The sequence below is a fragment of the Pseudobacteroides cellulosolvens ATCC 35603 = DSM 2933 genome (assembly GCF_001262605.1).
GTDB lineage: Bacteria > Bacillota > Clostridia > Acetivibrionales > DSM-2933 > Pseudobacteroides > Pseudobacteroides cellulosolvens.
Genome location: NZ_LGTC01000001.1, coordinates 1,927,200 through 1,950,784 on the forward strand (window position 1 = coordinate 1,927,200; position 23,585 = coordinate 1,950,784).

A 23,585-nucleotide genomic window follows, 5' to 3' on the forward strand; every position below is an offset into this window, starting at 1 on the left:
ACTCCGACCTTTCACAATTATTTAGTGATATATAATATATCACTAATTTTGCGTTCTCCACCAAGAGACGGCTGATTTACTACCTTTCCATTAAAGTACATATTTGAGGAGCCACCGCCATCAAGATTGAATGCTTCTTTACAACCTAAGTCATAAAACATTTTAGCAAATTCATCCAATGTAGCACCTCTGCTATAACCGGGATCTCTTCCATCTACTACTATAAAAACAAAGTGATTTGGTTCTATCATTCCAATTCCGGTACGCGGATTTGCACCCTCAATTGGTCTTCTTGCAGCTGAACTTGGACTGTTAATATCAATTACTACATTTACAAAAGGAGATTGCAGTACTCCTGACTTCACAAGTGCTGGACCAAATGAAATGGCTTGGTATGCTCCATTTTCCAATAGTTTAGTTACCGAATCACTGGACTCAGTATAGGATTCCATCTTGCCATTATTGTAAATGACTAAACCTGTTCTAAATGGAACATTTCTGTACATTTCCCCGTTTCTAATCTCAATACCATCATCCCTGAATCCATAGTACGAACCGTTAACAGCAAAAAGCGCATTATTTTGTTCTGCCATGTTTGATGTTGTATCGGTAATATTTTTCCCAAATGTGTTTTTTGCAAATGCCGAAAGTATATCAGACCCTTTATTTACTTTTATATCTGCAACGTAATATGTAATCTTGTCTTCCCCTGTACCTTGTTCATATTTTTTAATATGTACACTTTTACCATTACCAACATAATTCATATCATCTAGTACTTCTGCAGGAGTATTTGTCGGTGTAGGCATCGGTGTATTTGTTGGCGTTGGTGTATTTGTGGGCGTATTTGTCGGTGTATTTGTCGGTGTACTCGTTGGCGTATTTGTAGGCGTCGGTGTTGGTGCCTTTGTTGGTGTTGATGTTGGAGCTTTTGTTGGTGTCGAACCCTGCACAACTTTATAAGTTATATCAGAAGGATAGTCTGAGCTTTTCTTGTTAAAGTTCTTAGCCACTCCTACTACGTCCAGCATATTTATGGCATTATCGTTGTTTACATCATATATCTGGTTATAAGTTGATTCTAAAGCCGCAGTATTAAAAACTTTTGAAATTTGAACTATATCCGACATATTGATGATAAGGTCTCCATTAAAGTCCCCAGGCCAAATATTAATTTGTAAATTTCCCTCTGACAAGACAATATTATTGGTAACCGGTATATTGGTTATCTCCCTTGTCAAATACCCTGGTTTGGATATAATAAACGAGACCTTAGAACTACTTAAAACATCCTTTATTTCAAAGTATCCTTTTGAATCGGTCTGACCTGGAGCTTCGTATCCGTCAGTAACAATGGTAAAACCAGAAAGCCTGGTAGACGCCGAACCTATTTGGTTTGCAAGAGCAGGTTTAACATACCCTGATACGGTATAAACATCTTCTGCATTAACCTGCTGGAATATAGCAATCAGTATAGTAAAGATTATAAGCAAAGCCGGCACTACTTTTTTTACTCTTCCTTTAGAAATTTTTAAGCTTCCCCTCATTAAATAATCCTCCCATTCCTTTAGTTTCTTTCTAATAACTCCTATAATCCAGATTATGATGGAGTCAATTTTATATCATTATCTTTTTTGAATATAAAAAGCTTCTGTACTGTATAACTTATTGTAAACAGGGTAATTTCGGTCAATATCTTTGCAGGTATAATATGCATATGAATTACTTCTATAAATAACTTCATCATGCAATAATTCAATGACAAGATAGCAAGTGCCAAACCAAAATACTTTGGAGCAGACTGTTTTGTTGATGTATCTTTTGCATCAAATACAAAAACTTTATTAACAATATAGTTAAATGTTGAACTTATCACCCTTGCAAATACTATGCAAAAAAACAATCCCCCCAATAGCTTATTAAATGCTAATAACAGCACAAAGTCAATGCAGAACGATAAAATAGAAGAGCTGCAAAACTTTAAAATAGGTAAAAGAACACTTATAGAGTCATTGATTGGTCTAAAATGCGTTCCCTTATTATTATTATCATATATTGTAGCAATGGGTAACTGCTTTATAGATATGCCTGATTTTTTTGATTTTAGCAATAAGTTCTGCTCATATTCAAACCTTTCTCCCTGAACAGAACACAGCCATGGCAATAATTCATAAGGATAACCCCTGAGACCTGTCTGCGTATCATTCAGCACTATGCCGGTAGCCATTTTAAAAGTGAAAGCTGATATGCTGTTTCCAAAACGGCTCTTAAAAGGCACATCTCCTTCAAATTGTCTGACACCTAAAACCATTTCCGGTTTATTGCTATCAATGGCATCAGCCAGCTTAATAATATCATTCACATGATGTTGTCCATCCGAATCGGCACATACAACCTTATCAGGCTCACAATTCGAGTGTATATAACTAAAGCCTGTTTTAAGAGCTGCTCCCTTCCCTTTGTTAACAGGATGATGTAATACTATGCATCCGTCTTCTTCAGCTTTATTAAAAAGCTGACTGAAGCTGTCGCCGCTGCCATCATCTACTATTAAAATCTTATAATCCGTTTTTTCTTTCAGCTGTGCAACAAGCTTTAGCATTTTCTCAGTAGGTTCATATGCCGGAATTAAAACAATCATTGTCTTCACCTCCACAAAAAAATTGTAAATTTTTCATTATTTAATATAAATAATATCGCTTGTACCACGCTCTTTATCTTTACCGCCTGGTTTGTTGACACGTTTCCCCATGAAATACATTGTTGCCGAGTAACCTCCATCTACGTTGTATGCAGTTTTGCAGCCTAAGTCCTGAAAAACCTTGGCAAACTCTTCCAGTTCCATGCCTTTTGAGTAGCCTTTACTTCTACCGTCTACTACTATAAACACAAAATGATTTTTCTCTATCATACCTATACCGGCTCTAGGGTGAACCCCTTGTATGGGATGGTTTCCGAAGTTTGTATCAACTTCGTAATTAGCAATATCCGTACCCACCTTACCGTCAACCACTAAAGCAGGTCCAAAAGAGACTGTATTCCAGACACCGTTTTTAAGAAGCTCTTCACCTGTAGTTTTTTTCTCATCATAAATCTTCATGCTTCCATCTTTGTAGAAGGCAAGACCTGTCCTTGCAGGTTCATTTCTTAGAAGCATACCGTTTCTAATCTCAATACCATCTGATCTAAATCCATAGTAGTCACCGTTTATAGCAAGAATTGCATTGTTTTCTTTCGCAATAACGGACGTACCTTCAATAATATTTCTACCAAACTTATTTTTTGCAAAGGCTGATCTCATTTGAGTATAGTTAGTGAGCCTAATATCAGCTACATAATATGTCAATGTATCGTCCCCTTCACCTGTAACAACTTTCTTAATTTCAATAGTCTTGCTGTTACTTTTATAGCTCGTATCGGTCGCAGTATATTTTTCAGGGCCGGCAGCTTTCTGATTGTTAGCTTTCTTGCCTGAGCTCTGTCCTTTTGAAGCTACTTTTGGAGTAGCTTTTAAGTTTGCTTTTGGAGTTACTTGAATTGCTCCACTTGAAGTTACTTTAATTGCCCCACTTGGGGTTACTTTAATATTTCCACTCGGTGTTACTTGAATTGATCCACTCGGTGTTACTTGAATTGCTTCACTTGGTGATTCCTGATCAGCTTCATCCAAGGGCTCTGTAAGATCTTCACTTGCAGCCGGTACTTCCATCTGACTTAAATCAACTTCCACATGCTCTATTAAGTATCTGTCTGCTGCCCAATATGCGATTATTCCTATTACCAGTAAAAATACTCCAATAGACGAAATAACTATTTTTGCTTTTTTTGACAACTTTCTTTTCATGTTTTATTTTCCTCCCAATATGTTGCAAACATCCAAAACAAATGAGCATTTGTATGGATTTACCAAAAATATTGTGCAAAAGCTCACACAAACATTCCTTAGGTTATAAGATATCAACCTCCTTATTGACCAAGTTAATTCCCATGATGACATGTAGAACTGGGTTAAAAGTTTATATCAAGTTTCTGTTTTGAAAAAACAGAAACTTATGTTCATAGAACAATATCGCTTGCGGTTATGCAATCTTACAAATGATTACTTAATAATTAATCAGTATTCTATATATAATTACATAGGTAAAAAATTTTTTGAGTCACCAATTTTTAAATTTTATCTGAACTTTATCTGAACTTTATCTATAGATATCAAACTGTAAAACTAGTTATATACAGCAATCTATTTTCTATTGGAAATCCTTTTAAAACCCGTATGTTAATTATTCTAACGAATTTAATACTTAATAATAATTATCGTATTGTTGATTTTGCTTTAAAATGGATATATACTATTTATGTTAATCTTGTACTTATTTAACTGTTATTCTTTAGGAGGTTTTTTTGCAAACATTAGTAATTATCCCAAATCTGATGTGTAAATTTTCATTTTCAGCCCCTTTAGCATGGCTTTTCAACGAAAATATCGAAAAAGTTAAAGGAATATACAGCTTCGAATTGAATACATCAATTGTGAAACAATATAAATCATTTATAGTTGAACTAAACTGGTTTATTGAATTGTATGAATTTACATTGATTACACAATTTATTAAAAAACACAATCCAGATTCAGTTATAATGTTTGGCGGTTTATATAGCCAACTGAAATACAAAGAAATTTTTCAGAAATGTCCCGTCGATTATTTTATAAGAGGTGATGCAGAACTTCCAATGAAAATGTTCTTAAATGATGAAGACCCGAAAACCATTCCTAATATGATTGGGCGTGATTTTGAGAATGAACATACATATATTTGTACAAAAGAAGAGCTTAAATCAATTCGTTATAATATGGATTGGCTACCTAAGTACTTTGATTTAATTCCACAGACTGCTGCTCCTGCAGATATTCCTCCAAAATACGATAAACTGCCATTATATCCGAAATATTGGGAAAGACCAGAAGAAAAGAAACAACCTGACGAATATAGGTGGCGTGTACCGGCAAAAGGCGGCCGATACCATTTACCTATGGTTATTACGTCAAGAGGGTTGTGTGCTGCACATCATGAGGGATGTGATTATTGCATGGGATCAAAAGGCCATACCATACAAAATATTTATAGAAGGCCCTCATTAATTTTGGATAACGAAACAATAATATTACACTTGAAGGATATAGAAAGGAAGTTTAAGAGTGTCTGTTTGTTTATTAACTCTGAATTTAACTATGATTTTACTGGATATTACTTTGACTTGGAAGCAACAATTGAAATTGATTCGCCATGCAAGGCCGAGGATTTAAAAAAAGTTATATACGCATTCCGTAAAACAATTGTTCATACTGCCATTTATCAAGAAGGGCTGACAGGAAAGAAAATAATTGAAAACATTCAAGAATTTCAAAACTTAGAAAATGAAAATCACAAAATTTATTTTTTTGCGTTTGATGAAGATGCGAAGCTTATTCCAGAAAACAGAAGGCTTTATGCTGAAGTGGTTTTACCGTATTGGACTGACTGGAATTTTTATAATGTTTTTGAAAATGCCATGAAGAAGAGTCGTGAATGGTACTTTGTTACCGGACATGTAAATCTTTATCCGCCTCAGAAACAATTGGTTATGAAAGTTCTGAACGTTATTCAAAAGCGTATTTTATATATTCTAAACCGATTAAAAATTATTGATATGAAAAAGAAGTTGATTTAATAATGAGTCATGCTCTTTTTTACCAACCTATAGGATTGCTATCATCATTTTTAACGGCATAAATGGAACCATATAAGTATATTAATGTAATTATAGAATACAGCACATAAATAATAGTTTGATCTTATGTATAAAATTTCCGACACGCTTTTAACAATTATTGGCAGTGTCATAGCATAAAGGCTTAAATTGAGTAATTCTGAATAAGAAAAATAAGTTTTTGCTTTACGATTTATTACTATTCCTATTAAAGCAATAATTAACGATATTAAAATATATATAATAACGTTTATTAATGTTTTTGCCAGTACTCCAAAAACAGCCAGATATTTTGCTGTTTTGAAAGTATTAATTAAAAATGTTTTATTGAAATCGTTAGATATATCACGAGGTTTCAGTTGATTTGAATCTTTTTGAATCAATGCCTTTCCTGTTATTATCATAACAGAATTATATTTACTCATTATAGAATCTTCAATTTTATCACTATCACTTATAATAATTAACTCATCCTTAATTTCCACAATTACAGGAAGTTTTACGTCAGTATAAATTTTTCCATCCTTTATAGAAAATTCAGGTACTTCTTTATCAATTTTATCATTAATCTCTTTAAATGTAATGTTTAAATCATTTATTGAACGAATAACTGAAAATGAGCTCATAACCATGGATAGAATAAGTATATATTTTATTGATTTGCTAATTGGGGGTGCTAAAAAGTGCTTGTAATCCTTAAGGCAAAAAATACTTACAATAAGTTTTTGTAAAAAGCTATAATTTTTACTCAAAAACCAACACCACCTTTTAGTAATTGGTTAGCCTTTTTAATATAATTGATGTATTAAATTCTTTATTCTCTATCCAAAGGAAAATTCCTGCAATAAATAACAACATACTTTCAGCATTCGCGAATTTTTGAATGTTAATTTCGGATCAAGAATTCGCGAACACTGAAATCTAAAGATTTATTGCATATGTTTTTCTAAAACAAAACTACCTTCCTCCATATTTTTCGGATTTTCAATTTTTACAGCATGGAAACCGCATTTATTTATATAAAAATGATGGTTTCTCATTGAAAATATTGGGGTTTCAGTATGCCAGCAAACAGTTTTTGAATAATAATTTTCTATATAATCCCAAACTTGTTTGCCAACATTCTTGTTTTGAATTGTACTGTCAATAAAAAGGTTTCCAAGATAGTTATGCTGTGTTTCCTGGTTTATCCATAGAATAATGGCACCAATTGTCTGTCCTTCCAGTAAAATTTTAAACGCCGTTGATTTTTCATTAAGCCCATACTCCCGTAAAAATTCTCCATTATCATAACCTGGAGGTCCACCACTTTCTTTACCGAGATGAATTCGGGAATCTTCATCAAAAGCTCTTTTCATAATGGGCGTCAGTTCTTCAATATCACTTTCTTCCAGAGGTACAAGTGATATTCCGTTAGATATTTCCATTTTTATTGCCTCCTGTGTGGATTATTTAAGTAAAGCGAGTATTATACATTATTTTACATTATACAATATCCTGGAAATTCATTCAAGTCAAATACTGATATATAATTTATTAAAATCAAATGTTTACTTTTAGTTTTATATAGTTTGGTATCCCTTGTATTCTTTCCAAGCTGTTTTCAAAAACAACCAGGCTATCATTCTCCTCTACTTCCCTAAAACCTGCAAATTTGTATGTTACATACATCATTCTGTTTTTGTCTGTAGGAACAAATTCTGCTCTTAATTTTACGCCTTTATCTTTAGCCATCTTCATTATATAGTTGAGCACAACAGTTCCAACACCCCTTGACATTACACGACATGACATCAGCAAAAGTTTAATAATCCACACATCATCATCATACTCCATCAGTATAAGACCTATTTTTCCGTATGTGCCATATTTGTCATTAAGTCCCATTATAAAAAGCTTATATCGGTCTGAACTGCTAAAACTTTTCAATTCCTCATAAGAATATGTGTAACCTGTTGTGTTTAACTGATGAGTTCTTACGGTAAGTTCCTCAGCTCGTTCCAGATCTCCTTCTTCTACAGGAGCAATTGTTAATTCCATCTCCAGCGATTCTAAAAACTTTTCCTGTGGCCCATCAAATTTTTCTTCAATAAGATTTCTTTTAATGTCACTCATATACATAATTCTTCTATTTTTAGAATCATCTGTTAAAAATCTAGGAATCATTTCCGGCATATCTATTAATCCGCTTAAATCAATTGCATCTATACAAAGAACTTCGGGAATTGAAAAACTGACTTCCTCACGCTCAAACTGTTGATCATCTATAAATGCCAATGTGTCGGTTCCAATATTTATAAGATTTGCAATGGTAAGCACCGATGTCGACTTACTGTTCCAGTTAATTTGCGGGTAGATAAAATACTCATCCAATTTAAATTCCTTCAGCTTTTCCATAGCACTGTTGTAATCATTGCGGCTGGCTATCGATTGAAGGATTCCCCTGCTGTCTAATGTTTTAATAATATCAGTAATACCATTTCTCAAAGTAACATTTTTATCCTCAAGCAATATACCATTCCAAATAGTATTATCCAGATCCCAAACTACACATTTGATTCTCTTGCTGTTTTTTTTACCTTTAGCCATTTTTAATTCCAATTAAATACACCTCACATACCTCTAAAAGCGTTTGTAGCAATTAGAACCTCATGCATTTGTGTCGTGCCTTCAATAATTTCGTTTATTTTGGCATCTCTGTAATATCTTTCAACAGGATAATCCCGGCAGCATCCATTTGCCCCATGAATCTGCACAGCATCACTGGCAACCTTGTTGGCCATTATAGAAGCAAAATATTTAGCATTCCATACTTCCATAATGGAATCAGGGTCCCCTGCTTCCTTCATATATCCTGCACTCCAGCAAAGAAGCCGTGCTGCCTTTATATTCACAACCATTTCGGTAATCATCTTTTGTATCAATTGATTTTGCCTCAAAGGTGCACCGAATTGCTTTCTTTTTCTACAGTACATTATGCTTTCCTCCAGACATGCTTGTGCAAGACCTACACAACCACACGCAATAGTATACCTTCCATAATCAAGGCTTGATAAAGCTATATGTGATAATCCAGTACCAATGCTCCCAATAATATTGTCCTTAGGAATAAGACAATTATCCATAAACAACTCTGCAATCATTGATGCTCGGGAGCCCATTAAACCTTTCATAGGTTTGGTGGAAAACCCAGGGCTATTCTTATCAACAAGAAAAGCTGTCGGTTTGCCTTCAGTCAGTGCAATAATCAAAAAAACATTAGCGATTTGACCCATGGTTGTCCATTTTTTCCTACCGTTTAAAATATAATGCTCTCCCTCAAGAACCGCAGTGGTTTCAACACTTTTTGCATCGCTCCCCACATTAGGTTCAGAAAGACCGAATGCACCTATTATTTCACCACGTGCCATTTTCGGAAGCCAATACTCTTTCTGCTCACGGCTTCCCCAACGCTCAATAGCCATTGCTACCATGCCATGAACCGTTAACAGGCTTCGAATCGAAGAACATCCTCTTCCTATTTCTTCATTTAAGATACCTATTGTAAGCATATCCATACCTTGTCCGCCATATGTACTTGAAATCATTGACCCTAAATAGCCTCTTTCAATTACTTTATTAATAATTTCATCCGCCACGGTTTCCATTAAATCATTTTGACCGGCATATGGAGATATTTCATTATCAACAAAGCTCCTAAACTCAGCTTGTCTTTTTATTTGTTCTTCAGTTAACTCAATCTTCATTCTTTCACCTCTTTTCAACATATTTACACTCGAATTCAAGCCTTTACAGTGTGATTTAGGGGCATTTCCATTGACCAGTTAATTATTTGTTAATACTTAGTTTATTTTCAACAAAAGCAGCTATGGAATCGATGGTTCTGAAATGGTTAAAGTCAAGGTCCTTGTTATCGATTTTTATTTCAAATTCCTTTTCCAAAAACATAACCAACTGCATTGCAAAAAGTGAATTGACAAATCCCAGTGAAAATATATCTTCATCCTCCTTCAGAGTACGTTTTCTGAAAAATCGGGAAAGAAAAGCTCTTATTTGAAGTTTGATTTCTTCCATTTAAACATTCTCCTTTCAAAAATATATTTAATCATATATGTAAAATCCCTTCCCAGACTTCCTGCCTAGAAGACCGGCGTAAACCATTTTACGAAGCAATGGGCAGCAGCGGAATTTTGAATCCTGATAGCTTTCATACAAAATATCTAGAGAGTTTACAACCGTATCCAGGCCTATTAGATCCGCCGTCTCCAGAGGTCCCATTTTATGCCCGTAGCACTTCCTGAATATATCATCCACATCCTCAGGTTCAGCTATCTGATCTTGGACCACAAAGGCCGCTTCATTCATAAAAAGATGGGATATTCTGTTTGATACAAAACCTGGTAAATCGTTTACAATTATACATTCCTTCCCCATCCTATTTAATAGAACTTTAGTAGCTTCAATAGTGTCTTCTGAAGTGTGGTAACCACGAATAGCTTCAACAGTTGATTTAAGCGGGACAGGGTTCATAAAATGTACTCCCATTACCTTTTTCGGCCTCTTGGTCAGTGAAGCAATTTGGGTAATGGATATGCACGAAGTATTCACTAAGAAAATAGATTCATCTTTGCAGAAATGCTCCAACTTTTCATAAACAGTTTTTTTTACATCCCATTTTTCAGTTACATTTTCTATGACAAAGCTTGCATCCCTTAGAAGACTATAATCATTTCCAAATTGGATCCTAGATAATACGCTTTCCGAAGTCTCCAACTGATCCCCTTTTGAAAAAAGAGATTGAAAACGAACACTGTTTTCAATCTCTTCTCTTGCCTTTTTAAGCTGTTCCTCCCCAACATCTATAAGAATAACACAGCATCCCGATTGAGAAAGGTTCTGGGCTACTCCTGCTCCCATAACTCCTGCACCTATAACTCCTATAACCTCCATACCCAAAGCCCTCCTTATACTATTTCCGGTAACAACTGATCCCATACCGGCTTCTTAACAAATCCAATTGTGTAAAAGTAATCAAAATAGACTTGGAGTAGTTCTTTGCTTATTTTAGGGCATTCAATCCCTGTGCCTGCTAGTGCTTGATAAGTATTAGTCTGATCATACAACACATGAGAATTGTTAAAATGTCCACCCCTGATAAATGGGATAACAATAAGTGACGCACTTTGGGCAGATTTTTTAGATGCAGCAACTAAAGCCGTTTTCCATTGGTTGAAATTCATGGTTTTAAGGGAGAACCCCAGAGTAGAGACTATCTTGTAAAATTCAGCTGCAGTCATAAATTCCGGGTTACCCAGGTGATAATTCTTTCCTAATGCATCTTCTTTTTGTGATATTTTCACAATTGCACTGCTTACATAATCCACAGGTGCCATATCAATGAGCATCTCTATATCCGGAACTGCTTGAATTTCAATACAAGCCTTCATGCTTCTCCATAACAGATCTTCAGGCTGACAGGCTCCTGTATTAACATCGCCTGTTATTCTACCCGGTCGATATATGCTTACAGGCAATCCTCGTTCCCGTGCAGCCACCATCAACCGTTCTGCAACCAGTTTACTCTGGGCATATCCAGGCCCATAGTTTTCATTACGAGTGAATATCTCCTGTTCTCTGATCAACGTTTTTTCTTTATATGTATTATAAAAAAATGTGTATAGTGTTGAAATATAGTGTACAGGCTTAATCCTATAACGCACTGCAAGCTTGAGAATCTCATGCGTTCCAAGTACATTGGCACTCCTGTGGTGTGAATATGTGTACAGAAAGTTAACCATGGCACCGCTGTGATAGATAGCATGAATTGTAGCTGATAAATTATCAAATTGCTCTTCTGAAAGGCCGAGGAGCGGCATGGACAAATCTCCCAGCACCGGAATGATTCTAGAATCGTATGCTTTATCCCAGGTTAGATATTTTTCAAAACACTCTTTTAGCCTGTGTATCCCTTCCTGCTCATCAGAAGCCCTCACAAGACAGTATATATCCGCTTTGGTCTGATTTAAAAGCTCACTTAGCAAATATGTTCCTAAAAAACCCGTTGCTCCTGTAAGAAAAATTTTATTTATTTCCTTTACCGGAAGCATAGCACGGGCTTTTGAAGGGTCAATTGCATCATCAAGGATAGAATCCTTTTGCATTTCAGATAATCCGTCTCCATCTTCCACAAGGTATTTTTCCTCTGAAATATTCATCTTAACCTCCCAATAATAATTGTTTCGTCATAAATCAGTCCTCAGATTTGAATTAAACTGTGTTTTTAAAACCCCTTTTATCTCTCCATGCTTTTCCAGAGTATTCTTAAAAAGGCTGTCAAACAAGGAAGGAAGCCCTTTTCGAAGCACTTCAACACCTCTTTCTGTAATACCTCCGCTTGTGGCAACACGTTTAATAATTTCATTAAATCCCAGATTTCTTTCCTGCATCAGTTTGGCTGTGCCATAGAACGTACTTACAAGCATATCTTCAGTATCACTAGGTGAAAAATCACTGTACGGCAGTGAAGCCTTGATATACTCCAGAAATATGGCAGAAATCAGCCCAGGTGCACAACTGGTCAAATCAGCAGCTATCTCAAAATGTTTCTCTTTTATAACTTTAATTGATCCTATAGCATTAAAAAGACTTTCAACCACCAAGGCATCTTCAGATCCCACCTTACTGTTGTGGCAAATTAGGGACACCCCGAATCCTACTTCTGAGGTTACACTGGGTATCACTTTTGTAACTTTACCATTAAAGACACTTTCCAGATATTCGATAGTTACACAAGCTGCAATGGAAACAAGATGGAGTTCTCTCGAAACTTCTTTTCTGATTTCATCCAAAATTCTCTTTACTTCCATCGGTTCGACACATACAAATAAGATTTTACACTCTTTCGCCAATAATCTGTTGTCTTTTACTGTTTGAATTTTGGGGAAACGCTGCTTTAATAGTTCTAATTTTGTCTGTGTCCGCGTAGATATAATAATTTCTTCCTGCTTTAGAATTTGTGAGGATAAAAAGGCATCAATGAGCATACTGCCCATACTTCCATAACCAATCAATCCAATCTTTTGCATAAAACCTCCAGTTAATCTTCAAAACAAATTCACTTGCTATTTTGTAAACATCAATGTTATTGTGAGAAAACAAATTCTTTAATTATTCAATTTTACTATGTACTTTGCGAGATCTTCTATTGAGAATATGGATTCATTGCCCATCTCCTGCATATCAATTTCCACATCAAATTCGTTCTCTATATCCACCAACATTCTAATTAAGCTAAGTGAATTGAGCCCAAGCTTTTTAATCCCGTCTTTACCCTCTTCAATCATATCCTTATCCATCTTAAAATCTGCTACCGAAATTATAATCTCCTTTATTTTATCCTGTATATCCAATACATCTTGATTTTTCATTAATAAGCCCTCCTTTAGCCTTTTTAATCATCATTATCATTTTTGTTTTTCTTCCTGCTCCTTTACTTCAGCCAGAAGTTTTATGGAGAAGTTCATTGCAGATAATCCCCCAAATAAAAATACCAGATTGGAAACAGAATGAAGCTCCTTCCAAGTTGCACCCAATCTTCGTGAAGCAATGGCATGAACCTTTGCACCTTCCCTCATATGAGAGGACAATATCCCAAAAAGTATTAATTGAGCTGTCTTTTCCTCCAAAGCTTCGGAATGGATACAGCTTTTTCTAAATTCCTCCTGTATGTCCAGTATTTCAGGAAACACCTCGGCTGAAAATGCATGTCTTTTCTTTGTCAATTCAGGTACAAACCCAAAAATCTTTTCATATGGCTCTTGAATGCTCATTACCAAATACCTCCTCCTTGATACAATTAACTAGAACGCTATAATCCTTTACCCCATCAATATTTAATATTTGTATAGGGTTTTCATTTTCTTTATCCAAAGTTATCCCATTGTTCCTGAGCCATTCGTCAGAGTATATGGAATCTAAATATTTCTCACCGCCGTCAGGAAGGATACATAGAATGTTTCCTTCAAATTGCCTGGACATTTCTACAGCTGTATATAAAACTCCACCCGAAGATCCTCCGACAAGGACTCCTTCTTTTAATGCAAATTTTCTGCACATGTTAAAGGCATCCTGGTCCGATACCTTGATACCTTGGTCAATATGGTCATATACAAGATTTTTGGGTTTAAAGTAATTTCCGGGTCCCTGCTGCAGATATGAACCCTTTTCTCCACCGAAAAGTGTGGAGCCCTCTGGTTCTACACCGATAATTTTAATGGAAGAATCATATTCCTTGATTTTTTTCGATACCCCTGTGATGGTGCCGCCAGTGCCGACGCTTAAGAATATGGCATCAAACCGTATGCCGGTTTCCTCCATAAATCGTACAATTTCCTCACCTGTGTTTAAGTAATGGGCAATAGGAGCATTCCTGTTTTCGTACTGGTTAGGAATAAAGATATTCTCCATAGTTTTTTTAACTTCATTAACAAATTCAATCCTTCTTTCAGTCAAGTCCTCACTGTCCTTTTTATCGGTTGTCAGCATGACAATGGTTGCACCTAATGCTTTCAAAATCTTAATTTTCTCTGCGGGACAGTTCTGATCGATTACAATAACATTCGGGTAATCTCTTACCCTGCTTACCATGCTAAGTCCTATACCCGTGTTCCCTGATGAAGACTCTACAATGACCGAGCGGTTGCTAAGGAGATTTTCCTTTTCTGCCTGATCTATGATGTTCAGTGCGATCCTGTCTTTGACACTTCTGCCCGGGTTGAAGCATTCCAGTTTTACAAATATATTCTTTCTTTTACCCTCTTCCGGCAGTTTATTTACTTTAACAATTGGTGTATTCCCGATGGTTTCCAAAATATCATTATAAACAATCATAGTGTCTCAAGCCTTAAAATTGCCTCACTGATTTTTGATACAGGCAGATTGATTGCCATTCTGATATAGCTCTCTCCATTACTACCGAACCCAATACCAGGAGTTACAATTAATCCTTTCTCTTTTAATAGGTATTCCGAGAATTCCAATGACGTCATATTAAATCTTTCGGGAATTCTAACCCAGAAGTAATAAGTTGCCGCAGGGGCATGGAATTCCCAGCCCATTTTTCTTAAACCCTGGGAGAGAGTATCCCTTCGATTTTGATACTCGCACTTCATCATATCAAGCCTGTCTGTAGTCTCTGCTAATCCCTTTATTCCTGCATATTGAACTGCTTTGAACACCCCGGAATCAACACAACTTTTTAACTTGGCTAACGAAGCCAAAACCTCCCTGTTTCCGGTAACAAATCCAAGTCTCCAACCGGTCATGGCAAATGTCTTGGAAAACGAGTGAAACTCTACACCACATTCCCTTGAACCCGGTACCGAAAGAAAACTTACCGGTTTTATTCCATCAAAGGTAATTTCAGAGTATGCGAAGTCATGGCATACAATTATGTTATTCCTTTGTGCAAATTCAACAACCTTTAAAAAAAACTCATTATCTGCAAGTGCAGATGTAGGATTGTTGGGATAATTCAAATACATGAGCTTGGATTTTACCAAAACGTCCTTTGGGATATCTTCAAGCACAGGTAAATACCCGTTTTCCCTGGTCAAGGGCATTGCATAGGGTATACCCCCGGAAATAATAACAGCTGATAAGTATGCAGGGTACCCAGGATCCGGAACCAGTGCATAATCCCCATCATTCATCAGTGCAAGAGGCAGATGTGCAATACCTTCTTTAGATCCAAGCAGAACCAATACCTCATGCTCAGGGTCCAGCTCAACACCATATTCCCTTTGATACCATCGGCTGATTTCTTTCCTCAGCTCTGCTTCGCCCTTGAAACTTGGATAACGGTGGTTATCAGGGTTATCCAGACATACCTTCATAGCGTTCAAAATATTATCCTGTGTAGGAAAATCCGGATCTCCCACACCAAAATCGATGAGATCAATTCCCTTGTATTCATTTTTCATCTGTTCCAGTTTTGCAAAAATATAAGGAGGCAGTGAAGCAAGTCTGTTTGATTGCTTAATTTTATTCATCGGCCCACCTCAGCAGTGCTTAATCTATCCACTTCTTCCAGCATTTTTATAAGTTCAATCCTTAAAACCTTGCCCGAGCTGTTTCGTGGTAAGCTGTCCATGAAAACAATTTCCTGTGGAATCTTATAGGATGCCAGTCTTGGCTGTACATACTCTATAATATCTGCTCTTGTCAGCTTCTTATCCGATACAATAGCAGCACAAAGCACCTCAAGCTTTGTCTTTACGCTTTTCTTACCAAATACAGCAACATCCGCTATAACCTCATTTTTAAGGAGCACTTCCTCTATCTCTTTTGGGTCAACCTTTTTTCCTGCTACATCAATAAAGTCCTGTTTCCTTCCCTTTACAAATACGAAGCCGTTTTCATCCATCACGGCAATGTCTCCTGAGAGGTAAAATCCATCTTCGGTTACTCTCCCCTCTAAAAGTCCAGGGAAGTTGTAGTAGCCTCTTGACATTGCACCGCTTTTTATCGCTATCTGACCTTGTTCTCCGCATGGCATACGCTTCCCATCATCATCCATGATTGCTGCTTCTACCCCATTGATGGCTTTCCCCACTGTTTCAATATTCTCAGTAGTATTCAAAATGCAAAGCCCTGTCTCCGCAATCCCGTACAGATCGGATATGTATATCCCTATATTTTCCTTGAATTTTTGCTTTATCTCAGAGTGAAGTACTGTCCCTGATGAAACACACATTCTTAGGGATGTAAGATCGTACTTGTCTTTTAATCTTTCCTCCGACATCAGCTGATAAAATACCGGAAAGGCCACTAATACTGTTATTTTTTCCTTTTCTATGTACTTTGCAACCTGCCGGGGCATCAGGCTGTCCATCATATGAATTTCCGCCCCCACAGATAGTGGGGAAAGCATGGCTGTATTAAACGCAAGACCATGGGTATAATTAGCTATACAAAGCACCTTATCCTCAGCATTCAAGCCTACTGTACTCCGCCAGTTGGTTGCTGCAGCAATCACATTTTCCTGTTGGTACATCATGCATTTAGGAACTCCTGTAGTTCCGGAAGAAAATCTGCATGAGATGATGCCCTTAAGCCTCTCTCTGTCTATCGGCCTGTTATAATTCTGCCTTTCCGAGTACACCAGCACATAGTTTCTATAATTGATAACCACATCAAACTGGTCTTTGAGTGCAAATGTATCCGCCTCATCCTTATGCATCAGAAACCCTCCGAGGTGGCAGTCATTTACAATAGCAAGCAGTTCATCTCCTTTCAAGCTGTGGTCTACAAGCATGGCTATAATCCCTGACTTTATAAGACTGTAATAGCTTATTATGAATTCCGGGCAGTTTTTAAAAAACAGCCCCACCGGATAATCCAATTTGATGGGCAATTGCTCAATTAACGATGATAGAGCCTCGATTTCGTCATGGAGTTTCTGGTAGCTGTACTGCTGATCCTTATACTTTATAGCTGTGCTTAAGCTGTATTTTCTTAAGCTTTCTTCCAGCAATTCAATGATCTTTAAATTATCCATAAACTTTTATTTCCTCCTTCACTTATCCATGCTTGACCGACTATTCAAGTTCCACCCCAATGTTACTGTTTAACGCTTTATTCATGTAATATGATCCTATGGATATATCAAAAACAGCCATCCCCATAGGGTTAAACATAATAGGACAGCTCTTGTCATAATCCTTCATGCACTCATTACAAACTATATCGATAATAGAGCGGGTGTCTTCTTCTTTTAGTCCTTTTTCCCTGCTCATGACCTCAATATCGGTATTTTCCCTGCAAACCTCGTCCCAATCATCCACAATGATTGATTCCTTTACATACTCATAAATATCCGGCTTGTAATCCCTGAGAGAAATATTCATCTGAAGAGACCCCTGCTTGGGCTTATGTTCTATATAAGTTTCCTTAGACACAGTACAGGTAATAAAAACATCCGACTGCTCATAGACTTCCTTCCAATCGCAGGAAAAAACAACCTTTTCTTTGTATGGTGCTAAAATAGGGTGATCTTTTTCAATAGGTCTTATATCATATAGGTAAATGGTTGATATCCTATCCCCGAAAAGGCTTGTGCACATTTTAAAATGGTGCATTCCCACAGGCCCCCAGCCAATAATCCCCAGGCTGAAGTTTTTGAGGGTTCTCGCTATATCAAAGTATTTAAGAACCAATCCACTTACTGAAGCGGTGCGGATAATACTTAAGAGTGCAGTATTTACAATTCCCTCAGGTTTTCCTGTGTCAGCATTGTTGAGGATAACTACGCTGTGAGCCCTCGGAATACTTTTATTTATATTATCCGGAAAGCTTGCAATCCATTTGATTCCCGAAACATTAAATTCTCCTCCGATAAAAGCCGGCATGGCAATTATTCTGTTCTTTAAATCCCTATATCTTAAGTAAGGTTTGACCGGCTGGGAAAAATCCCTTTTTTCAAGGCACCTGACAGCCTTTTCAATAACATTGATGGTTTCATTCCAGTCTATACCTATCTTTTGAATATCACCTGTATTAAGATAAATCATTTGATTCTCCTTGAAAAAGTATTTTTTAACATGAAAACCATGGCGATACAACAAGCTTTTTACCTAACCACCAAGGTTTTCAGGTTTAAATCGCTTTTACAGCTGTAACCTTTTGAGTAAAGTTGCTGTACCAGGCTTCATTATAAATTGTACTTGAATACCTGTCTCCCCGGTCAGCAAATATGGTTAGAACCCTGGGTTTTGTATTAAATTTCTTACCTTGAAAGTATTGTTTTACCGCATGAAATACAGAGCCGGACGAACCGCCGGCAAAAATATAATGTTTTTCCAAAAGCTCATGGCACATTTTGATTGTTGATACCTCATCAACCATAACCACATCGTCAATTTTAGCCTGTTTTAAAATATCAGGTACCATGCTTGAACCAATTCCAGGTATATATCTTTTTTGTGCAGGACCTCCAAAGATTACCGATCCTACAATGTCCACAGCTATTACTTTGATATTTGGAAATTTTTCTTTTAATTTTCGTGAAACTCCTGTAATTGTTCCCCCTGAGCTGACTCCCATGAATATATAGTCAATATTTTCAAAGCTTTTGCATATCTCAGCACCCAATGTGTTATAGTATGCTTCTGAATTATAAGGATTACCATACTGGTTTACCCAATAAGAGTTGGGGATATCCATTAGAAGTTCGTTTACCTTTTTAATGCGGTTCAAAAGATAACCTCCGCTGGCATCCGGCTCTGCAACCTTTACAACTGAGTGCCCCAGTTTCCTGATGATAGCTTCGTTAATAGGATTAATATGTGGGTCTATCACACATAAGAACTTCAACCCGTATTGCTTACAATACGCAGACAAGGCAATGCCGAAATTTCCTGAAGATGATTCTATCAGTGTTGTATCCTGATCTATCTCACCAGAATCCAGAAGTTTTTTTATAATATATGATGCAGCTCTATCTTTTACACTTCCTGTTGGATTGTAATATTCCAGCTTCGCATACAGTTCAATGTCCAAATCCCCCGATATAATATTAGTTAACGGTGTATTTCCGACCCTTTCAAGGATGTTTTCACAAATCACCCTAATCACCTCCTCGCCTTTATTACAGTAAAGGCTCCATGTAAGAAATTTTTAATCATTAAGAGCGATATCCCTAATTTGAATATCAAGATTGCCCGCAAGCCTGTCCAGCACTTTTAGATAGCTCTTGGCAAACCTTTGTACGGTTTCCTTTCTGAACAATTTTGTACAGTACTCCAACCTGAAGAATATAGCACCTTTTCTTTCTTCTGCCTCCAATGTAATGTCAAATTCTGCTGACTTTTTGGATATATTGTAGGGAGTGAATTTAAGCTGGTCAATTTCCATAACCAGTTTTTCTACGTTCTGCCATATAAGCATTACATCAAACAGAGGATTCCTTCCCAGCCCTTTTTGCACCCCAAGTTTGCTAACAAGTCTTCCGAACGGGTAATTCTGGTTTTCATAAGCTTTTAGGGAAGCATCCTTTACTTCCTGCAAAAAGCTTCGTATGGATTTACTACTTTCAGGACGGTTTCTTAAAGCAATAATGTTGACAAACATACCCATCAGGTTTTCCAGTTCAGGATGGGGTCTCCCCGTGATAGGTGTCCCTACCACAACATCTTCCTGCTTGGAGTATTTGGAAAGCACTATATAAAGAGCTGCAAGAAGCACCATAAACACCGTTGTTCCAGTGTCTTCGGCCACTTTTTCCAGCTTGGCGGTCAAGTCTTTTTCTGCTTCAAAGAAAATATTGTCTCCCTCGAAACTTTGCATCCAGGGTCTTTCATAGTCTAAAGGCATGGTAAGCTCAGGGGCCCCATCTTTATAAATGTCTACCCAGTATTTTTCCATCCTTTGCAAATCGGCAGTACCATGACTTCCATTGAGCCATTCCAGATAATCCTTATACTGAATACGGAGCGGCGGCAGATATTCGCCTCTATACAGACTAAGGAAATCCTTTAGCAATATGCTTACCGATACACCATCAGAAATAATATGGTGAATATCATAAAACAGCACATGTTTATCTTCATCTAGTTTGATAAGGCAAACCCTTAACAATGGTGCCTTACTTAAATCAAAAGGTTTTATAAGTTCTTGAACGATGTCGTCGATATTCCCATTTTCACGTTCCAGAATATCCAGCTTTATTTCCACATGCTCTTGTATTACCTGTACCGGATTATTATCAACAAAAGCATAGGACGTTCTAAGGACCTCATGCCTTTGTGCTAGCTGATTAAGTGCCTTTTCAAATCTAGCCGCATCCACTTTACCTTGTACAACCACTGCTGAAGGAATATTATAGGTAACCCCTACACTCTTTTTGCCTTTCATCTGGCTTAAGGTAAAAATAACTTTTTGAGCATCAGAAACAGGATAATAGTCTCTTTTTGTTACAGGAGCAATGGAGTCATAAGTTATGTTTACGCTTTCCTTTATATATTTTGCTATTCCCTCAAGTGTTGCACTGTTGAAAATTTCCCCCAACGGAATTTCCACCCCAAATTTCTGGTAGATCTTTGATATGAGCGTCATGAGGTTGAGTGAATGCCCGCCGATCTTAAGAAAATTATCACTCACACTTATCTTTTCAACACCCAAAATCTCAGTCCAAATTCCAGCCACTTCCTTTTCAATATCATCCCTTGGAGGTATGAATTCTTTATTGGTACTTTTCCTGGGATCAGGAAGTGCTTTATAGTCTATTTTCTTATTTGTTGTCAAAGGAATTTTAGGCAACTTTATGAAATATGACGGCACCATGTATTCCGGAAGTCTCTTTTCCAAATGTGCCATAAGTTCATGACCTGGAATGTCTCTATCGGCTGTAAAGTATGCCGCAAGACATTCCTCCTGAGATCCTTTGTTTTTTAATTGCTCATCATACCCCAATTCTTTCAGAATATCTTTTACCTTTACAGTATCCACTTCTCCTTTAAGTTCTTTATTGGCTTGCTCCAGCGGAATATGCCCTGTTCTGACCTCCCAACTGGTAGGGTAGGTATAATTATCAAAACCACGTTCCTTTCGCTGTATATATATACCTACATCATTAATCCTGCAATTGCTGGAACAGTATCCGGTATCCAATGGATTGTGCCAATGAGTACTTTTGTTTTTCAAAAATTGAAGGATCTCCTCCTTTGTAATATCCGAATACCTGTAAAAGTCAATAAGTTCCACTTTTTTGAGCATTCCTCTATCTATAATAATCTCGGAACCCATAACATCCGATACATAATCCTTCTTGCTGAAATACATCATTCTTTGTTCAAAAATCTTATGTTCTACATCATTCAAATCAAAAATATTATGTTTAAAGAGTTCTGATAGACGGAGTTCGTAAATTTGACCTCTTGAAAAACCGGTAACAATTAACGGAATGCCTTTCTCATATGCCATTTTAGTGCTGCGTGCCCTAAGAACTTTAAAGCATCCGTTGCATACACTGCTTTCATCTTTCAAACCTTCTGTGAAAATTCGGTTCATATGTTGATAGCGATCAACTATATGATCTACACCTAATTCCTTTACTATCTTTTGTGTATTTTCCAATGCAACTTCCGAAATAAACCCATTGTCAAAAGTATATGCCAGTACCCTAAGTCCCATTTCAACGAGCTTGTATAAAACATAAGTGCTGTCCTTTCCGCCGCTGTATAACAGCAAGCAGTCATACTCGCTGTTCTTATCGGTTTTGGCCTTTTCAAATTTCGGCAAAAGCTCCTCCAGCCTCTTAAAATACATTTCAGACTTATCCTTGTAATTCTCATATGCACGGCATGTATTGCAAACACCTTTCAAGTCAAATACGGTATCGGGATATGTAGACGGAAGTCCGCACTTCGTGCAGTATACAATCTCATCCGGCAGGATTGAAGAGCTTTTATACTCCCTGAAATCAACTACACATTCTTGAACGTCGGGTAATTGCAATAATCTATTCTCAATTTCACCCAGTTCAACCCTGAACCCTCTGATTTTTACCTGCCGGTCTGCCCTGCCTAAAAATTCTATATTTCCATCCGGAAGCAGCCTGCCTAAATCTCCGGTTTTGTAAATTAGATCTTCAGTGTTATTGCTAAAGGGATTTGGAATAAACCTTAAGCTTGTATGCTCAGGATCGTTATAATATCCCATTGTCCTATAAGGAGTACGTATATAGATTTCACCCACTTCACCATGACTTAGGATATTCATCTCCTGATCGAGTATAATCACTTTAGCACCATCAATCGGCTTACCTATGGGGATGCTTTTGTTTTTTACATCTGAAGGCTTTATTAAATAGAACACTTTAGCCAGGGTAGTCTCTGTAGGACCATACATGTTCACCAACTGGATCCTATCTCCAAAAACCGAATACCAGAGTGCAAGACTGTTGGAAACAATCTTTTCACCGGCAAGTAGTATGTACCTTAAGCATTTGAAGTTATTCGCAGTTAGAATGCTTGAACCAAATATCCTGAAAAGACCTGGGGTACAATGAATCAATGTAATCTCAGATTTTTCTATCCAATTGACCAGCTTGCCTGTAATGAGTATTGTCTCCTTGTCTGGGGGAATACAAACAGTCCCCCCTGAACATAAGGGTACAAAAACATCTCTTAAAAACGGGTCATGACAACAGGAGGTAAACTGACTAATTCGTGAATTCTGATCAATACCAAAGGTGTTGATTTCCCAGTTTATAAAGTGCATAAGGCTTTTGTTCTGCCCTGCAATGGCCTTTGGCTTTCCGCTTGTTCCTGATGTAAAATAAATATAGATCATATCATCAGGACTTACAACAGCTTCCGGTATGTTGGATAATAATGTGTCATTGGTGTTAAAGAATTCCTCATCCACTACAGCTACCTCAGTGTTTTGTTTCTCATCCTTCAGCTGAACCCAAAGCTCATCTGGTGCACATCCGTCGGTAAATATCAGCTTTACTCTTGTAGAAGTAATCATTGAGCGTAACCTGTCCACAGGATATGAAGAATCAAGGGGTACAAATACACAACCTGCTCTAAGAATTCCTATAATGGTTGAAATAAGCTCAGCCCTGTTCTCGGCTAATACTCCAATCAATGTACCCTTTTGCATACCCTTTCCTATAATGTAGTTGGCAATCTGCTTTGATTTTCTATTAAGATCACCATATGTCACTCTTTTGTCTCCATACTCAAGAGCGGTCTTACCAGCATATTTGTCAAATGCTTCGTTTAATCTGCTTTGAATTGTATTATTCAATATGTACCACACTCCTTCATTTAATA

20 protein-coding genes are annotated in these 23,585 nt (G+C 36.9%); 1 reads left to right on the forward strand and 19 read right to left on the reverse strand.

All coding sequences use genetic code 11. The annotated features are described in order from the left end of the window. Positions 1-17: 17 nt before the first annotated feature. Genes Bccel_RS07955 through Bccel_RS07965 form a run of 3 tightly spaced genes read right to left on the reverse strand, consistent with a single transcriptional unit; the run spans position 18 to position 3,844 of the window. A complete protein-coding gene (locus Bccel_RS07955) occupies positions 18-1,547 on the reverse strand; it encodes a phosphodiester glycosidase family protein (RefSeq protein ID WP_050753260.1) in 1,530 nt (509 codons plus the stop codon). 53 nt (positions 1,548-1,600) lie between these two features. Then, positions 1,601-2,641 carry a bifunctional glycosyltransferase family 2/GtrA family protein gene (locus Bccel_RS07960; protein ID WP_036941387.1) on the reverse strand — a complete coding sequence of 347 codons (1,041 nt, stop codon included), beginning with the start codon at positions 2,639-2,641 and terminating at the stop codon, positions 1,601-1,603. 36 nt (positions 2,642-2,677) lie between these two features. Continuing rightward, the gene (locus Bccel_RS07965; RefSeq protein WP_050753261.1) at positions 2,678-3,844 is read right to left on the reverse strand and encodes a phosphodiester glycosidase family protein; all 1,167 of its coding nucleotides are present in this window, start codon (positions 3,842-3,844) and stop codon (positions 2,678-2,680) included. A 557-nt stretch (positions 3,845-4,401) separates the two neighbouring features. Between Bccel_RS07965 and Bccel_RS07970 the strand changes: the two genes are divergently transcribed. Continuing rightward, on the forward strand, positions 4,402-5,709 hold the full coding sequence (locus tag Bccel_RS07970; protein ID WP_036941385.1) for a radical SAM protein: 1,308 nt from the start codon (positions 4,402-4,404) through the stop codon (positions 5,707-5,709). Between the two features lie 50 nt (positions 5,710-5,759). Here Bccel_RS07970 and Bccel_RS07975 read toward each other — a convergent pair whose 3' ends face one another. The 16 genes from Bccel_RS07975 to Bccel_RS08050 form a co-directional block, all read right to left on the reverse strand. Next, the gene (locus tag Bccel_RS07975; protein ID WP_036941382.1) at positions 5,760-6,500 is read right to left on the reverse strand and encodes a DUF1189 family protein; all 741 of its coding nucleotides are present in this window, start codon (positions 6,498-6,500) and stop codon (positions 5,760-5,762) included. 177 nt (positions 6,501-6,677) lie between these two features. Continuing rightward, entirely contained in the window at positions 6,678-7,175 is a 498-nt protein-coding gene (locus Bccel_RS07980) for a GNAT family N-acetyltransferase (RefSeq protein WP_036941379.1), read from the reverse strand. A 115-nt stretch (positions 7,176-7,290) separates the two neighbouring features. Continuing rightward, positions 7,291-8,349 carry an HAD-IIIC family phosphatase gene (locus Bccel_RS07985; protein ID WP_242853116.1) on the reverse strand — a complete coding sequence of 353 codons (1,059 nt, stop codon included), beginning with the start codon at positions 8,347-8,349 and terminating at the stop codon, positions 7,291-7,293. An 11-nt stretch (positions 8,350-8,360) separates the two neighbouring features. Beyond that, the gene (locus tag Bccel_RS07990) at positions 8,361-9,494 is read right to left on the reverse strand and encodes an acyl-CoA dehydrogenase family protein (RefSeq protein WP_036941375.1); all 1,134 of its coding nucleotides are present in this window, start codon (positions 9,492-9,494) and stop codon (positions 8,361-8,363) included. Between the two features lie 82 nt (positions 9,495-9,576). After that, a complete protein-coding gene (locus tag Bccel_RS07995) occupies positions 9,577-9,822 on the reverse strand; it encodes an acyl carrier protein (RefSeq protein WP_036941373.1) in 246 nt (81 codons plus the stop codon). Between the two features lie 27 nt (positions 9,823-9,849). Next, positions 9,850-10,698: a 3-hydroxyacyl-CoA dehydrogenase family protein gene (locus Bccel_RS08000; protein ID WP_036941369.1), complete on the reverse strand. Its 849-nt coding sequence runs from the start codon at positions 10,696-10,698 to the stop codon at positions 9,850-9,852. A 14-nt stretch (positions 10,699-10,712) separates the two neighbouring features. Further along, positions 10,713-11,963, reverse strand: a complete 1,251-nt coding sequence (locus Bccel_RS08005) for an SDR family oxidoreductase (protein WP_050753262.1) — start codon at positions 11,961-11,963, stop codon at positions 10,713-10,715. Between the two features lie 27 nt (positions 11,964-11,990). Continuing rightward, on the reverse strand, positions 11,991-12,833 hold the full coding sequence (locus Bccel_RS08010; protein WP_036941366.1) for an NAD(P)-binding domain-containing protein: 843 nt from the start codon (positions 12,831-12,833) through the stop codon (positions 11,991-11,993). Positions 12,834-12,911: 78 nt separating this feature from the next. After that, on the reverse strand, positions 12,912-13,175 hold the full coding sequence (locus Bccel_RS08015; protein ID WP_050753263.1) for an acyl carrier protein: 264 nt from the start codon (positions 13,173-13,175) through the stop codon (positions 12,912-12,914). A gap of 36 nt (positions 13,176-13,211) precedes the next feature. Continuing rightward, positions 13,212-13,577 (reverse strand): carboxymuconolactone decarboxylase family protein, encoded by a 366-nt coding sequence (locus Bccel_RS08020; protein ID WP_050753264.1) that lies wholly within the window; start codon positions 13,575-13,577, stop codon positions 13,212-13,214. After that, entirely contained in the window at positions 13,555-14,637 is a 1,083-nt protein-coding gene (locus Bccel_RS08025; RefSeq protein WP_050753265.1) for a PLP-dependent cysteine synthase family protein, read from the reverse strand. The genes Bccel_RS08020 and Bccel_RS08025 overlap by 23 nt, the downstream gene beginning before the upstream one ends. Next, positions 14,634-15,797 (reverse strand): LL-diaminopimelate aminotransferase, encoded by a 1,164-nt coding sequence (locus tag Bccel_RS08030; protein ID WP_036941361.1) that lies wholly within the window; start codon positions 15,795-15,797, stop codon positions 14,634-14,636. The genes Bccel_RS08025 and Bccel_RS08030 overlap by 4 nt, the downstream gene beginning before the upstream one ends. Then, positions 15,794-17,305 (reverse strand): class I adenylate-forming enzyme family protein, encoded by a 1,512-nt coding sequence (locus tag Bccel_RS08035; RefSeq protein WP_036941359.1) that lies wholly within the window; start codon positions 17,303-17,305, stop codon positions 15,794-15,796. Before Bccel_RS08035 ends, Bccel_RS08030 begins: the two co-directional genes overlap by 4 nt. A gap of 40 nt (positions 17,306-17,345) precedes the next feature. Then, positions 17,346-18,317 (reverse strand): ornithine cyclodeaminase, encoded by a 972-nt coding sequence (locus Bccel_RS08040; RefSeq protein WP_036941356.1) that lies wholly within the window; start codon positions 18,315-18,317, stop codon positions 17,346-17,348. 85 nt (positions 18,318-18,402) lie between these two features. Next, complete coding sequence (gene sbnA, locus Bccel_RS08045) at positions 18,403-19,371, reverse strand: 2,3-diaminopropionate biosynthesis protein SbnA (protein ID WP_201781949.1); 969 nt, start codon at positions 19,369-19,371, stop codon at positions 18,403-18,405. 51 nt (positions 19,372-19,422) lie between these two features. Beyond that, complete coding sequence (locus Bccel_RS08050) at positions 19,423-23,559, reverse strand: non-ribosomal peptide synthetase (protein ID WP_050753266.1); 4,137 nt, start codon at positions 23,557-23,559, stop codon at positions 19,423-19,425. Positions 23,560-23,585 lie beyond the last annotated feature (26 nt).